General features: G+C 66.5%; 13 protein-coding genes. 7 read left to right on the top strand and 6 right to left on the bottom strand.

The features are described from left to right. The first annotated feature begins 72 nt into the window (after positions 1-72). Positions 73-1,299 carry a winged helix-turn-helix domain-containing protein gene (locus NUV79_RS13295; protein WP_257733562.1) on the top strand — a complete coding sequence of 409 codons (1,227 nt, stop codon included), beginning with the start codon at positions 73-75 and terminating at the stop codon, positions 1,297-1,299. On the opposite strand, the gene mutT is transcribed toward NUV79_RS13295, so the two are convergent. The 5 genes from mutT to NUV79_RS13320 all read right to left on the bottom strand — a co-directional run bounded on the left by mutT (position 1,265) and on the right by NUV79_RS13320 (position 5,352). Beyond that, positions 1,265-1,681, bottom strand: coding sequence for an 8-oxo-dGTP diphosphatase MutT (mutT, locus tag NUV79_RS13300; protein WP_257733645.1), 417 nt, complete (start codon positions 1,679-1,681; stop codon positions 1,265-1,267). The genes NUV79_RS13295 and mutT overlap by 35 nt on opposite strands. Beyond that, a complete protein-coding gene (locus NUV79_RS13305) occupies positions 1,678-2,193 on the bottom strand; it encodes a carboxypeptidase regulatory-like domain-containing protein (RefSeq protein WP_257733563.1) in 516 nt (171 codons plus the stop codon). Before NUV79_RS13305 ends, mutT begins: the two co-directional genes overlap by 4 nt. Then, positions 2,190-3,116 carry a DMT family transporter gene (locus NUV79_RS13310; protein WP_257733564.1) on the bottom strand — a complete coding sequence of 309 codons (927 nt, stop codon included), beginning with the start codon at positions 3,114-3,116 and terminating at the stop codon, positions 2,190-2,192. Before NUV79_RS13310 ends, NUV79_RS13305 begins: the two co-directional genes overlap by 4 nt. After that, positions 3,100-4,350, bottom strand: a complete 1,251-nt coding sequence (gene argJ, locus NUV79_RS13315; RefSeq protein WP_257733565.1) for a bifunctional glutamate N-acetyltransferase/amino-acid acetyltransferase ArgJ — start codon at positions 4,348-4,350, stop codon at positions 3,100-3,102. Before argJ ends, NUV79_RS13310 begins: the two co-directional genes overlap by 17 nt. Before the next feature lie 162 nt (positions 4,351-4,512). After that, complete coding sequence (locus NUV79_RS13320; protein WP_257733566.1) at positions 4,513-5,352, bottom strand: peptidylprolyl isomerase; 840 nt, start codon at positions 5,350-5,352, stop codon at positions 4,513-4,515. Positions 5,353-5,712: 360 nt separating this feature from the next. Between NUV79_RS13320 and secA the strand changes: the two genes are divergently transcribed. The 5 genes from secA to serA all read left to right on the top strand — a co-directional run bounded on the left by secA (position 5,713) and on the right by serA (position 12,133). Continuing rightward, positions 5,713-8,487, top strand: a complete 2,775-nt coding sequence (gene secA, locus NUV79_RS13325) for a preprotein translocase subunit SecA (protein ID WP_257733567.1) — start codon at positions 5,713-5,715, stop codon at positions 8,485-8,487. A 178-nt stretch (positions 8,488-8,665) separates the two neighbouring features. Continuing rightward, on the top strand, positions 8,666-9,181 hold the full coding sequence (locus NUV79_RS13330; protein WP_257733568.1) for an invasion associated locus B family protein: 516 nt from the start codon (positions 8,666-8,668) through the stop codon (positions 9,179-9,181). Between the two features lie 130 nt (positions 9,182-9,311). Continuing rightward, positions 9,312-10,295, top strand: a complete 984-nt coding sequence (locus tag NUV79_RS13335) for an SPFH domain-containing protein (protein WP_257733569.1) — start codon at positions 9,312-9,314, stop codon at positions 10,293-10,295. A 12-nt stretch (positions 10,296-10,307) separates the two neighbouring features. Next, positions 10,308-10,754, top strand: coding sequence for an NfeD family protein (locus tag NUV79_RS13340; RefSeq protein WP_257733570.1), 447 nt, complete (start codon positions 10,308-10,310; stop codon positions 10,752-10,754). 119 nt (positions 10,755-10,873) lie between these two features. Further along, a complete protein-coding gene (serA, locus tag NUV79_RS13345) occupies positions 10,874-12,133 on the top strand; it encodes a phosphoglycerate dehydrogenase (RefSeq protein ID WP_257733571.1) in 1,260 nt (419 codons plus the stop codon). Between the two features lie 3 nt (positions 12,134-12,136). Here serA and NUV79_RS13350 read toward each other — a convergent pair whose 3' ends face one another. Further along, entirely contained in the window at positions 12,137-12,514 is a 378-nt protein-coding gene (locus tag NUV79_RS13350; RefSeq protein ID WP_257733649.1) for a hypothetical protein, read from the bottom strand. Here NUV79_RS13350 and NUV79_RS13355 point away from each other — a divergent pair. Continuing rightward, positions 12,513-13,505, top strand: a complete 993-nt coding sequence (locus NUV79_RS13355) for an LLM class flavin-dependent oxidoreductase (protein ID WP_257733572.1) — start codon at positions 12,513-12,515, stop codon at positions 13,503-13,505. The genes NUV79_RS13350 and NUV79_RS13355 overlap by 2 nt on opposite strands. Positions 13,506-13,615 lie beyond the last annotated feature (110 nt).

Raw genomic sequence — 13,615 nt, forward strand, 5'->3', positions numbered from 1 at the left:
CCCGTCAGATCCTGTCAGCGGCGGCGCGTTCGGCCCCTTAACCGAAGCCCTCGGCGCGACTAGCTTGCGCTCATGCCTCCGCGTCCACGCAAGCCGATCTCCGTCACCGCCGAACATGCCCGCCGCATCTGGCTTCAGGCCCAGCGGCTGGACCGGCGTGATCCTTTCGGCGCGGGCCCCGAAGCGGCGCGGGCCGCGATCGAGCATCTCGGCTATGTCCAGATCGACACGATCAACGTGATCGAGCGCTGTCATCACCATATCCTCTATGCCCGCATCCCGGCCTATCGCCGGGCCGACCTCGCCCACCTGCAATCGGTCGGGAAGAGCGTCTTCGAATATTGGACGCATGCGCTGGCTTACGTTCCATCCCGCGACATCCGCTATTTCCTGCCGGCGATGAAGGCGCATCGCGAGGAGCCGAAGCGCTGGTCGGCAGTCGGTGCCCGCGAGGAGACGCGCAAGCTGCTCCGCCGCATCCGCAAGGACGGAGCGCTGTCGATCCGCGACATCGAGGAAGAGCTGATCGAGAAGGCGCATCTCTGGGCGAGCAAGAAGCCGTCCAAGGGCTTGCTGGAGCGGGCCTTTTACGATGGTGAGCTGGCGATCTCGGCGCGTGCCGGCATGGTCAAGACCTATGAACTCTTCGACCGGCACTTCCAGTGGGAGAAGAAGCCGGTGCCGGCGAGCGAGCGGCAGATCACCGCCTATCTGCTCGACAGGGCGCTGACCGCGCAGGGGCTGGTCAGCCTCGATTCGATCTGCCATCTCGACGCGCCCTCGAAGAAGGCCGTGTCCGAGCTGATCGCCGCCCGCGTCAAGCGCAAGGAGTTGGTTCCGGTCGCCGTCGAGGGCGCCGGCAAGACGCAGCACTGGGCCTCACCCGCCGTGCTGGAGCCGCTCGCCGCACCGGATGAGACGCTGATCCATATCCTCTCGCCTTTCGACCCGCTGATGATCCAGCGCAAGCGGGCCAAGCTCTTCCTCGACTATGCCCATGTCTTCGAGGCCTATCTGCCGAAGGAGAAGCGGGTCTACGGCTATTTCGGCCTGCCGGTGCTGGCTGGCGAGCGCGTCGTCGCGGTGCTCGACCTCAAGACCGACCGGGCGGCCGGCAAGCTCCTGATGCAGCAATGGACCTGGCTGGAGGGCTGCGAGACGCCGGAGCTGAAGCTGGCGATCGAGGAGGAGCTGCAGCGCTTCGAGCGCTTCCAGCTCGCGCTCGACGAGGGGCAGGCTGCGGCGTTCGCCCTGGAGCAGGCGATCACGCTCCCAGAAGGTCGATCAGCGGCGGAATGAGCGGCTCGTCGGCGGGCGGCATGGCGAGATCGCGCAATTTACCGGGGCGGACCCATTTCAGCGCCTGGCCCTCGCGGGACATCGCGGTGCCCTGCCAGCGCCGGCAGATATAGAGCGGCATCAGCAGGTGGAACTCGGGATAGGCGTAGCTCGCGAAGGTGAGCGGCGCGAGGCAGTCCTCCTTCACGGTGATGCCGAGTTCCTCGGACAGCTCGCGGATCAGCGCGGGCTCCGGCCGCTCGCCGGCCTCGAGCTTGCCCCCGGGGAATTCCCACAGGCCGGCCAGTGCCTTGCCTTCCGGGCGCTGCGTGACGAGGACGCGGTTGTCGGCATCGATCAGGGCGCAGGCGACGACGAGGAGCAGCTTCACAGGGGAACTCAGTTGCCGGAGAGGATGACCTGGACGGGCTCGGTCTCCTTGCCCGTCAGCGTGACGCTGTCATAGACCGAGCCGCCCTCGCGGGTGAAGGCGGTTTCCTCGCCCCAGATCACCTGCGTCGTCAGGAAATAGCTGCCGGGGGCGACCTTCTCGAAGGCGAAGCGGCCATTGGCTTCGGCCTTTGTCGTGCGGGTGTATTCGGAATAGGCGGGGTCGGCGTTGTCGTCGCGCGGATAGGCGCTGTGAGGAACGTATTTGGCCTTGCCGTAGAAATTGGCGAAGCGCTCGCGCGCGAACGCGGTATCGGGAATGAGGCGGACGACCTGTCCGGCGGCATTGACGACCACGCCACTCGGCTTGGTGCGGAAGGCATGGCCGGTGATGACGCCCGTGCCAGTCTTCTTGATGAAGGCCGCTTCCTCCGTGGAGAAGGCGACGGTCGCGGGCTTGCGCTCGACGCAGCCCGTCATGATGCCGGCGGCCAATACGGCTGCCGCGACAACCCCGATCCTCATGCAGCCCCCACCCGACGCGGCGCCATCGTCACGAGGAAGACGCCGATCAGGATGATGCAGCCGGCGGCGATCTGCCGCAACTCCAGCGTTTCGCCGAGGACGAGCACGCCCATGGCGGCGGCGACGGTCGGCACGAGATAGCCGGTCATCGCCGCGCGCGTCGGGCCGGCGGCCCGGATCAGGCGCATGAAGACTGTCATCGGGATGGCCGTGCAGAAGATGCCGAGCGCCAGCAAAGCAAGCCAGTGATCGCGCAGGGGCAGGAAGGCGGCCGGCCCGGCGAAGGCCAGTGCCAGGAGCGAAGCGCTGAACCCGGAGACGACCTGCTGGCCGAGCGCGAGGCGCATCGGGTCGCCGGCCGGGGCCGGCACCGCGCGGACATAGATATTGCCGGTCGCATAGCTCAGCATGGTCGCGACCATGGCCAGCACGCTGAGCGCGGTGCCGCCGCCCTCGAACAGGCGCGGGCCGATCAGCAGGGCAACGCCGGCCAAGCCGATCAGGATGCCGACGAGGCGACGCCCGCTCAGCCGCTCCTCGGCGAAGATCAGATGCGCGACGATGGCGGTGATCAGCGGCCCCGCCGCCTGGATCATCGCGGCCGGGCCGCTGGCGAGCTGGATCAGGGCGTAGGCGATCAGGATATTGGGGATCCAGCCATTGGTCGCGCCCAGGATCAGCCAGTGGCGGATCTCGTGGCGGCGCGGCAACGGGCTCTGGCCGAGCCAGCGCAGCCAGAGCGAAAGCGAGACCGCGCCGAGCAGGCCGCGCCCCGCCGCGATGGCGAAGGGCGAGACCTGTCCGGCCATCAGCTTGATGAACAGGAAGCTGGAGCCCCAGAAGAAGGCCGTGACGAGCAGATGGGTGGCGATGAAGCCGCGGCTCGGCTCGGGCGCGGCCGAAGCCTCAGGAGCGGTAGTCACCATTGATCTCGACATAGGCCTTGGTCAGGTCGCAGGTCCAGACCGTGGCCTTGCCGCGTCCCAGCCCGAGATCGGCGGTGATGACGATATTGTCGCCCTTCATGTAGTCGGAGACCGCCTGCTCGTCATAGGACGGCGCGCGCGCGCCCTGCTTCGCCACGACGATGTCGCCGAAGCCGATATCGAGCCTGTCGCGGTCGGCGGGCTCGCCGGCCTTGCCGACGGCCATGACGACGCGGCCCCAATTGGCGTCCTCGCCGGCGATGGCGGTCTTGACCAGCGGTGAATTGGCGATGGAGAGCGCGACGCGCTTGGCCGAGCGGGCGGATGCCGCGCCGGTGACGCGCACCTCGACGAATTTCCGGGCGCCTTCGCCGTCCTTGCAGACGAGATGCGAGAGTTCGAGCAGGATCGCATTCAGCGCGCGCTTGAAGCCGGAAAGCCTGCTGTCGTTGACCTCGGTGATGGCCGGCACGCCGCGCGCCGCCGCCTTGCCGGTGGCGAAGAGCATCAGCGTGTCGGAGGTCGAGGTGTCGCTGTCGACCGTGACCGCGTTGAACGAGCCCTTCACGCCCTTGGAGAGCAGGGCCTGGAGCACAGAGGCCGCGATCGGCGCGTCGGTGAAGACGAAGGAGAGCATCGTCGCCATGTCCGGCGCGATCATGCCGGCGCCCTTGGCGATGCCGGCGATCACGACCTCCTTGCCGTCGATCCTGGCCTTGCGGGTCAGCGCCTTCGGGAAGGTGTCGGTGGTCATGATCGCGCGGGCGGCGTCGATCCAGGGGCCGTCGGCGGCGCGCCTGGCGCATTCGTCGAGCACGCCCTTGAACTTGGTCGCGTCGAGCGGCTCGCCGATCACGCCGGTGGAGGCGATGAAGACCTCGTGGGGCTTGCAGCCGGCAGCCTTGGCGGCAATCTCGGCGGTGAGCTTGACCGCGTCACGGCCCTTCAGGCCGGTGAAGGCGTTGGCATTGCCGGAATTGACGACGACGGCGCGGGCCGAACCCTGCTTCAGGTTCTCGCGGCACCAGTCGACCGGGGCAGAGGGGCATTTCGAGCGGGTGAAGACGCCGGCAACCTGCGTGCCCTCGTCGAGCAGCGCGAACCAGACGTCCTGGCGGCCCTTGTAGCGGATGCCGGCCTCGGCGGTGGCGAAGCGCACGCCCGGGATCGGCGGAACCTTGGGCTGGCGCTTCGGCGCGAGCGGGGAAACGGGGACATCCTTGCCGGCCATCGGGCTTCCTCCTGCGGAGCGCTGCTGGAGGACCGGCGAATCGTCCTTATCGCCAGGCAGCGCGTCTCGTTCGAGAGCCCCTCTGCCGCAGGCCGATGACGAAAACAAGAAGGGCGGCCGCAAGGGCCGCCCTCCAAAATCGCGTGAGACGGAGCGAAGCGCTCAGTTCTTCTTCGGCTCGGCCGGCTTGGCGGCATCCGCGGCCGGCTTGTCGAGACGCTCGACCTTGGCTTTCTCGCGCATGGCGAGAACGAGGTCCTGCTGGGCCTTGCGCTCGAGATACTGGTCGATCTGCGGCTTCACCGCGGCGAAATCCGGCAGCGGCTTCGAGCGCTTGTCCTCAAGCTTGATGATATGCCAGCCGAACTGGCTCTTCACCGGCTCGGAAACCTCGCCCTTCTTCAGCTTGAAGGCGGCTTCGGCGAATTCCGGCACCATGCGGTCCTTGGTGAACCAGCCGAGATCGCCGCCCTCCTTGCCCGAGCCCGGGTCCTTGGAGAGTTCGGCCGCGACCTTGGCAAAGTCCTCGCCCTTCTTCAGGCGCTCGACCGCAGCCTTGGCCTGCGCTTCGTCCTCGACGAGGATGTGGCGGGCATGGGCCTCTTCCTCGGGCGTCATCGCCTTGGTGGTGTCGTCGAAGAGCTTCTTGGCTGCCTCAGGGGTGACGGCCTTCTTGCCCTCGCGGGTCAGGTATTCGTCGAGCAGCACCTTCTCGCGGTAATAGGCGAGGCGGGCGGCGAAATCGGGGGTGTCGCCGATCTTGGCCTCGGCCGCGGCCTTGGCGCCGAGCTTGAGGTCGACGAGATAGTTGATGACTTCGTCGCGCTTGCGTTCCTCGGGGAGCTGGGCGAGGCGCTCGCCGAGATCCTCGCTCGCGAGCTGGATGTCCTTCTCGGTGATGGCGATGCCGTCGACCTTGGCGACGACCTTGTCGGCCTGGGCGAAGGCCGGGCCCGCCAGCAGCGCGAAGCCGAGGACGGCGATGAAACGGGCTGAGTTCATGAATGACGGCCTTTCGCGAAAACCGAGGCGGTTTGACGGCTGCACTGCCCGATGAACGCGGCAAAGGCAAGGCGGTTCAGGCGATTGCGGCCGGCGATCACGCCGCTTTGCGCGGGCCCGGATGCCGCAGCGTCCGATGATCTTGGCCGAGGCTCTTGGAAGCGGGGCGGAAAAACCCCACATCGGGAGCCGAATTCACTTGCCGTTTCGCTGCCTATTGGTCGAAACGCACGCTGGACCCTGCCCGCGCTCGCGTCTAAACACGCGGTCGCAATTTCGAGAATACCGAACCTCCGGTTCGCGCGCGACAAGCGATTACGCGCCGGCCGGGGGCTCAACGCATCACCTGAAAGGCCCAACATGCTTGGCGCGCTCGCAAAGAAACTCTTCGGCTCGTCGAATGACCGCCGCGTCAAGGGCTACCAGCCCCGCGTCGCCGCGATCAACGCGCTGGAGAAAGAGATCGCCGCGCTGAGCGACGAGGCCCTGAAGGCACGGACCGAAGAGTTCAAGAAGCAGATCGCGGAGGGTAAGAAGCTCGACGACCTGCTGGTCCCGGCCTTCGCCACGGTGCGCGAGGCTGCCAAGCGCGTGCTCGGCCAGCGGCCCTACGACGTCCAGCTCATCGGCGGCATGGTGCTGCACGAGGGCGCCATCGCCGAAATGAAGACCGGCGAAGGCAAGACGCTGGTCGCGACCCTGCCGACTTACCTCAACGCCCTCGAAGGCAAGGGCGTCCATGTCGTCACCGTCAACGACTACCTCGCCCGGCGCGACGCCGAGTGGATGGCGAAGCTCTACAATTTCCTCGGCCTGACCGTCGGCATCATCGTGCACGGCCTCGACGACGAGGAGCGCCAGCGCGCCTATGCCTGCGACATCACCTACGGCACGAACAACGAGTTCGGCTTCGACTATCTCCGCGACAACATGAAGTACGACGTCGCGCAGATGAGCCAGCGCGGCCATCATTTCGCGATCGTCGACGAAGTCGACTCGATCCTGGTCGATGAAGCCCGCACCCCGCTGATCATCTCCGGCCCGCTCGACGACAAGTCGGAACTCTATGTCTCGATCGACAAGGTGTTGCCCGGCCTCATCCCGGCCGATTACGAGGTCGACGAGAAGCAGCGCACGGTGGCGCTGACCGAGGCTGGCAACGAGCATATCGAGGAGTTGCTGCGGGAGGCCGGCCTGCTCAACGAGGGCGACCTCTACGACGCCCACAACGTCACGCTGGTCCACCACGTCAACCAGGCGCTGCGGGCCCACACGCTGTTCACCCGCGACAAGGATTATATCGTCCGCGGCGACGAGGTCGTGATCATCGACGAGTTCACCGGCCGCATGATGCCGGGCCGGCGCTATTCGGAAGGCCTGCACCAGGCGCTGGAAGCCAAGGAGCACGTTACGGTCCAGCCCGAGAACGCGACGCTGGCCTCGATCACCTTCCAGAACTATTTCCGCCTCTACAAGAAGCTCGCCGGCATGACCGGCACGGCGGCGACCGAGGCGGACGAGTTCTTCCAGATCTACAAGCTCGAGGTCGTCGAGATCCCGACCAATGTTCCGATCGCCCGCAAGGACGAGGATGACGAGGTCTACCGCACCTTCGAGGAGAAGGTGCGCGGCGTGATCCGCGAGATTCAGGCCGCGCAGGCCAACGGCCAGCCGCTGCTGGTCGGCACCACCTCGATCGAGCGCTCGGAGCTGATCGCCGAGATGCTGGAGAAGGAGGGCTACAAGCTGCTCGACTTCACCGATCCCAAGGCGCTGGAGCCGATCTACCAGGCGGCGCGCGAGGGCAAGACCATCAAGGCCTTCGCCGTGCTGAATGCCCGCTTCCACGAGCAGGAAGCCTATATCGTCGCGCAGGCCGGCGTGCCCGGCGCGATCACCATCGCCACCAACATGGCCGGCCGCGGCACCGACATCCAGCTCGGCGGCAATGCCGAGATGCGGATTTCCCACGACCTCGCCGGCATGGAGGAAGGTCCGGAGCGCGACGCCAAGGCCGCCGCCATCCGCGCCGAGGTGGCGGAGTTCAAGCAGCGCGTGCTCAAGTCCGGCGGCCTCTACATCGTCGGCACCGAGCGCCACGAGAGCCGGCGCATCGACAACCAGCTGCGTGGCCGCGCCGGCCGCCAGGGCGATCCGGGCCGCTCGAAGTTCTTCCTGTCGCTGCAGGACGACCTGATGCGTATCTTCGGTTCCGACCGGATGGACGGCATGCTGACCAAGCTCGGCCTCAAGGAGGACGAGGCGATCGTCCATCCCTGGATCAACAAGGCGGTCGAGAAGGCGCAGGGCAAGGTCGAGGCGCGCAATTTCGACATCCGCAAGAACATCCTGAAATACGACGACGTCATGAACGACCAGCGCAAGGTCGTGTTCGAGCAGCGCCGCGACTTCATGCGCCAGGCAAGCGTACGCGAGACAATCGACGACATGCGCCATGGCGTGGTCGAGGATGTCGTCGCACGCCACATCCCCGAGGAGGCCTATCCCGAGCAGTGGGACAGCGCCGGCCTCAAGCAGGAGGTGATCCAGCATCTCAACCTCGACCTGCCGATCGAGGACTGGGCCAAGGAAGAGGGCATCGCCGACAGCGAGATCCGCGAACGCATCCGCAAGCTCGCCGACGAGGATTATGCCGGCCGCATTGAGCGCAATACCGACGAGGTCATGACCTATGTCGAGAAGCAGGTTCTGCTGCAGTCGCTCGACCATCTCTGGCGCGAGCATCTGGTCACGCTCGACCATCTCCGCCAGGTCATCGGCTGGCGTGGCCTCGCTCAGCGCGACCCGCTGCAGGAGTACAAGCAGGAGGCCTTCGAGCTGTTCGACGGGCTGATCGGGCATCTGCGCCAGCAGGTCACCGGCCATCTCTCGCGCATCGAGGTGCGCTTCGATCAGCCCGAGGACCAGGCGCCGGCGCAGGCGCAGGACGGCGCGGGCTCCGGCTTCGGCGACTACGGCGCGACCGGTATTCAGTACGCGGCGACCGATGCCGATACCGCCGTGCTCGACCGCAACCCGGAAGACCCCGAGAGCTGGGGCAAGGTCGGCCGCAACGAGCCCTGCCCTTGCGGCTCCGGCAAGAAGTTCAAGCACTGCCACGGCCAGTTCGCCTGAGGCACTGCCTTCCTGAATGCGTTCGATGCCCGGCCCTGCGCCGGGCATCGTCGTTTTGGGGCTTGGTGGTCGATTGGGACGGTCCTGCGCCGGATCGACGCATCAATTATCCCAGCCCTATTTACGCCTCGGTAACACTCTCCTTTCCAAGTTGGCCGCGATGAAAGGAGATGAGACCATGTTCAAGACAGCGCTTTCGGCAGCCTGCCTCACCATCTTGGCGGGCACGGGCGTACAGGCGGCGGGGCCCACATCGTTAGGTCAGTTCGGCGACTGGAGTGCCGCGACTTACGCAAAGGGCGATCTGGCGCGTTGCTTCATCATGAGCAAACCTTCGTCGGAGGAGCCGTCGAACTTGCGTCATGGCGAAGTCTTCTTCTTCGTCCAGACCGGCGACAAGGCCTCGAATACGGAATCAAGCTTCCAGACGGGCTATGATTTCGCCCGGGACTCGGTCGTCACCGTCACGATCGGCGATGACAGCTTCCGCATGCTGACCGAGGGCAGTAATGCCTGGCTCGAACGGTTGGAACGGGAGCCGGCCCTGCTGGCCGCGATGCGCGCCGGCAGCACGATGACGCTCGAAGCGCGCTCGCTGCGGGGCAACGTTACGACCTATCAGTTCTCGCTCGCGGGCGTGACCGCGGCGTCGCGCATGCTGGCGCGCTGCAATATCGGCGCGACGCAGAGCTGACGCCGGTTTCGGGGCGGGCCGCCGTTGCGGCTGGCTCGCCCTGCGCTACCCGCGCTTGCATACGGCCCCCGCAGACGCCAGTTTGAGGACTGCATGAGCAGGACGGCGCGCCGCGCCGCTGGGGGACGCGATGGATTTGTCGGGCTTGAATATCTCCGTGATCGTCATCGTCGTGGTGATCGTCATGGCGATCGGCCTCGGCGTCCGCACCGTTCCGCAGGGCTATAATTATACCGTCGAGCGCTTCGGCCGTTATTCGCGCACGCTGGGCGCCGGCCTCGGGCTGATCTGGCCCTGGGTCGACCGCATCGGCCACAAGGTGAATGTCATGGAGCAGGTGCTCGACATTCCCTCGCAGGAGGCGATCACCAAGGACAATGCCGGCGTGCGCATCGATGCCGCCGCCTTCTTCCAGGTGCTCGACGCCGCCAAGGCCTGCTACGAGGTCGCCTCGCTCAACGACGCGCTGATGGTCCTGACGATGACCAATATCCGCACCGTCGTCGGCTCGATGGACCTCGACCAGCTCCTGTCGCATCGCGACGAGATCAATGAACGGCTGCTGCGGGTGATGGACGCGGCGGCGTCGCCCTGGGGCGTCAAGGTCACGCGCATCGAGATCAGGGATATCCTGCCGCCCGCCGATATCGCTGGCGCGATGAACCGGCAGATGAAGGCCGAGCGCGAGAAACGCGCTGCCGTGCTCGAAGCCGAGGGTCTGCGGCAGGCGGAGATCCTGAAGGCCGAAGGCCAGAAGCAGTCGCAGATTCTCGCCGCCGAGGGCCGCAAGGAAGCGGCCTTGCGCGATGCCGAGGCGCGCGAGCGCTTGGCGCAGGCCGAGGCGAACGCCACCGCGATGGTCTCGGAGGCGATCAGCCGTGGTGATATTCAGGCCGCGAACTTCCTGATCGCCGAACGCTACACCGATGCGCTGAAATCGATCGCGTCGAGCCATAACAGCAAGGTCGTGATCGTGCCGATCGAGGCCGCCTCGCTGGCGGGCACGGTCGGGGGCATAGCCCAGCTCACCAAAGCGGTGTTCGGCGAGGATGCGACGGCGCGGCGCCAGGGCGGGGCCGGCTCGGTGCCCACCTCCGGCCGTCCGGGCGCCTGAGCGGAGGCCGACGTGCTCGAAGGACTTGCGAATCTGGGCGGCTGGAGCTGGGCCATTCTCGGGCTCGTCCTGATCGGCGGCGAGATGCTGGCGCCGGGCGTCTTCCTGATCTGGCTCGGATTGGCGGCGCTCGTTACGGGCGCGGTGGTCGGTCTCTTCGGGCTCGGTTGGCAGGCGGCCTGTATCGTCTTTGCGATTCTTGCGATCGCCTGCGTCGCCGCGGGACGGTTGCTCACGCGCCGCAAGGCCGAAGAGCCGGACGCAGCGACCGGGCTCAACGATCGCGGCCGCCAGCTCATCGGCAAGGTCTTCCGGCTGGAGACGACCATGGCGGGCGGCGAGGGGCGCGTGCGCGTCGGCGATTCGTCCTGGCGCATCGTTGGCCCGGAGCTGCTGGCGGGGGCCGAGGTCAAGGTCGTCAGGGTCGAAGGCTCGACGCTTATCGTCGAGAGGGCCTGAACGTCGCCATGAGCTTTTTGCATCCGCTGCGCGGTTTTTCGTAGCAGCGTTGCGTTCAGGGCGTTGGCCTCCCGCGTTGCGGGGACTATAGCAACCGCTCCTCCATGAGCGTGACCTCCATGACCACCGCCAGCGAACGCCTTTCCCTTCCGAAGGACCGCATCAAGGTCCTGCTGCTGGAAGGTATCAACGATTCCGCCGTCGAACTGCTGGAGCAGGCCGGCTACAGCAATCTCGAAAGGCTGCCGAAGGCGCTCGACCGCGAGGCACTGCTCAAGGCGATCCGGGGCGTGCATGTGCTCGGCATCCGCTCGCGCACGCAGCTGACGCCGGAAATCTTCGCCGGCGCCGACCGGCTCTTCGCCGTCGGCTGCTTCTCGGTGGGCACGAACCAGGTCGATCTGGAAGCTGCGCGCCTGCGCGGCGTGCCGGTTTTCAACGCGCCGTTCTCGAACACGCGCAGCGTCGCCGAGCTCACCATCGGCGAGATCGTCATGCTGCTCCGGCGCATTCCGGACCGTTCGCGCGACGCGCATCAGGGGGGCTGGGACAAGTCGGCCAACGGCTCCTTCGAGGTGCGCGGCAAGACGCTTGGCATCGTCGGCTACGGCAATATCGGCAGCCAGCTCTCGACGCTGGCTGAGGCGATGGGCATGCGTGTGATCTATTACGATCACACCGACCGTCTGCGCCACGGCAATACCGAGCCGACCGTCAGCCTCAACGCCCTGCTCGGCGCCGCCGATATCGTCTCGCTGCATGTGCCGGAGACGGCGCAGACCGCGGGCATGATCGGCGCGGCGCAGATCGCGGCGATGAAGAACGGCGCCTATCTCATCAATAATTCGCGCGGCACCGTCGTCGATCTCGATGCGGTCGCGGCGGCGCTGAAGAGCGGCCATCTGGCAGGGGCGGCCGTCGATGTCTTTCCGGTCGAGCCGGCCTCGAATGCCGAGCGCTTCGTCACGCCGCTGCAGGGCCTCTCCAACGTGATCCTGACCCCGCATATCGGCGGCTCGACCGAGGAGGCGCAAGAGCGCATCGGCGCCGAGGTGGCGCGCAAGCTCGTCGATTATTCCGATGTCGGCTCGACGGTCGGCGCGGTGAATTTCCCGCAGGTGCAATTGCCGGCGCGCCCGATCGGCACCCGCTTCATCCATGTCCAGCGCAACGTGCCGGGCATGCTGCGGCGGTTGAACGACGTCTTCGCCAGCCGGCAGGTCAATATCGCGGCGCAGAACTACCAGACCGATGGCGAGGTCGGTTACGTCGTGATGGAGGCGGACGGCGTGTCGAGCAACGAGGCGCGCGACATCCTGCGCGAAATCCGCGTCCTCGACGGCACGATCCGCGCTCGTCTGCTCTACCAGCGCGACTGAGCCTCAGGCCTTCTTGGTCTTGGCGCCGGGCTTGATCGGCGTCTGCGTCGCGACCGGGTCGCTGGCCGGAAAGGTATCCTTCAGCGCCCGGTTGAGCTCGGCATCCTTGCCGTGCTCGCGCGCGGCCTTGCGTTGCTCCTTCTGTTCCTGACGCAGGCTTTCCCTGGCGGGGTTGGCTGTGGCGGTCATGGTCGCTCCCTTCGGTGTGGCTGTCTCGAACAGGAAACGCGGCTGGGCCGAGCCCGTTCCGCCAGAACGCCAGCGCAGGCGCGCCATGACGAAGCTGGGCTCCCTCTGGACCGTGCTGCCGAGCCTTCCCATCTGGTGAAGCCTAGCCTTCCCGCCGGATTTCCTCCGGTACCAGCCAGCAGGGGCCGTCATGGTCGCGATCTCCGTCCTCGATCTCGTTCCCGTCGTCGAAGGGGAGGGGCCGCGCGAGGCGCTGCTGAAATCAACCGACTTGATCCATCATGCCGAGCGGCTCGGCTATACCCGCTACTGGGTGGCCGAACATCACAACATGGTCGGCATCGCCAGCGCAGCGACCTCGGTGGTGATCGGGCAGCTCGCTGCGGCGACCAGCACGATCCGCGTCGGCGCCGGCGGCATCATGCTGCCGAACCATGCGCCGCTCGTCATCGCCGAGCAGTTCGGCACGCTGGAGGCGCTGTTTCCGGGGCGTATCGATCTCGGTCTCGGCCGCGCGCCGGGGACCGACCAGCTCACGCTCAGGGCGTTGCGCCGCAGCCCGATGTCATCGGACAGTTTCCCGCAGGATGTGCTCGAATTGCAGGCGCTGTTCGCTCCGGCCGGGCCGAACCAGGCGGTCCGGGCCGTGCCGGGCGAGGGATTGAATGTGCCCCTGTGGATTCTCGGATCGAGCCTGTTCGGCGCGCAGCTCGCGGCCGAGCTCGGCTTGCCCTACAGCTTCGCCTCGCATTTCGCGCCGGATGCGCTGATGCAGGCGCTCGCGGTCTACCGCGAGCGTTTCAAGCCGTCCGAGCAGCTTGCGACCCCGCATGCAATGCCCGGCATCAATGTCGTGGCGGCCGATACGGATGAGGAGGCGCGCTATCTCGCGACCTCGCTGCAGCAGCGCTTCGTCGGCATGGTGAGAGGCGCACGCGGCAAGCTCCAGCCGCCGATCGACGATATCGAGCAGTACTGGTCTCCGGCCGAGAAGGCGCATGTCTCCGGGATGCTGCGCTACGCGTTCATCGGCTCGCCGGAGACGCTGAAGCGGACGCTTGGCGCCTTCGTGCGCGAGACCGGTGCGGACGAGATCATGATCACCGCCCCGATCTTCGATCATGACAAGCGCAAGCGCTCGTTCGAGCTTGTGGCCGGGATCGCGAATGAGCTTGGGCGATAAGGCTTTCGCTCCGACGAAGCTGGTTGCCGCCGTGGCGATTGATGCTATTGCGCGTCGTTTGCATTTATATTGCAAATGATAATGATTTTCTGTTAGGCCTTTTTGCAATT

The sequence above is a fragment of the Allobosea sp. 47.2.35 genome, from assembly GCF_024655635.1.
Lineage (GTDB): Bacteria > Pseudomonadota > Alphaproteobacteria > Rhizobiales > Beijerinckiaceae > Allobosea.

Coding starts and splice junctions, on each gene's coding strand:
- NUV79_RS13295 (WP_257733562.1), top strand. CDS start 73: ATGCCTCCGCGTCCACGCAAGCCGATCTCCGTCACCGCCGAACATGCC.
- NUV79_RS13305 (WP_257733563.1), bottom strand. CDS start 2,193: ATGAGGATCGGGGTTGTCGCGGCAGCCGTATTGGCCGCCGGCATCATG.
- argJ (WP_257733565.1), bottom strand. CDS start 4,350: ATGGCCGGCAAGGATGTCCCCGTTTCCCCGCTCGCGCCGAAGCGCCAG.
- NUV79_RS13320 (WP_257733566.1), bottom strand. CDS start 5,352: ATGAACTCAGCCCGTTTCATCGCCGTCCTCGGCTTCGCGCTGCTGGCG.
- secA (WP_257733567.1), top strand. CDS start 5,713: ATGCTTGGCGCGCTCGCAAAGAAACTCTTCGGCTCGTCGAATGACCGC.
- NUV79_RS13330 (WP_257733568.1), top strand. CDS start 8,666: ATGTTCAAGACAGCGCTTTCGGCAGCCTGCCTCACCATCTTGGCGGGC.
- NUV79_RS13335 (WP_257733569.1), top strand. CDS start 9,312: ATGGATTTGTCGGGCTTGAATATCTCCGTGATCGTCATCGTCGTGGTG.
- serA (WP_257733571.1), top strand. CDS start 10,874: ATGACCACCGCCAGCGAACGCCTTTCCCTTCCGAAGGACCGCATCAAG.
- NUV79_RS13355 (WP_257733572.1), top strand. CDS start 12,513: ATGGTCGCGATCTCCGTCCTCGATCTCGTTCCCGTCGTCGAAGGGGAG.
- NUV79_RS13350 (WP_257733649.1), bottom strand. CDS start 12,514: ATGACGGCCCCTGCTGGCTGGTACCGGAGGAAATCCGGCGGGAAGGCT.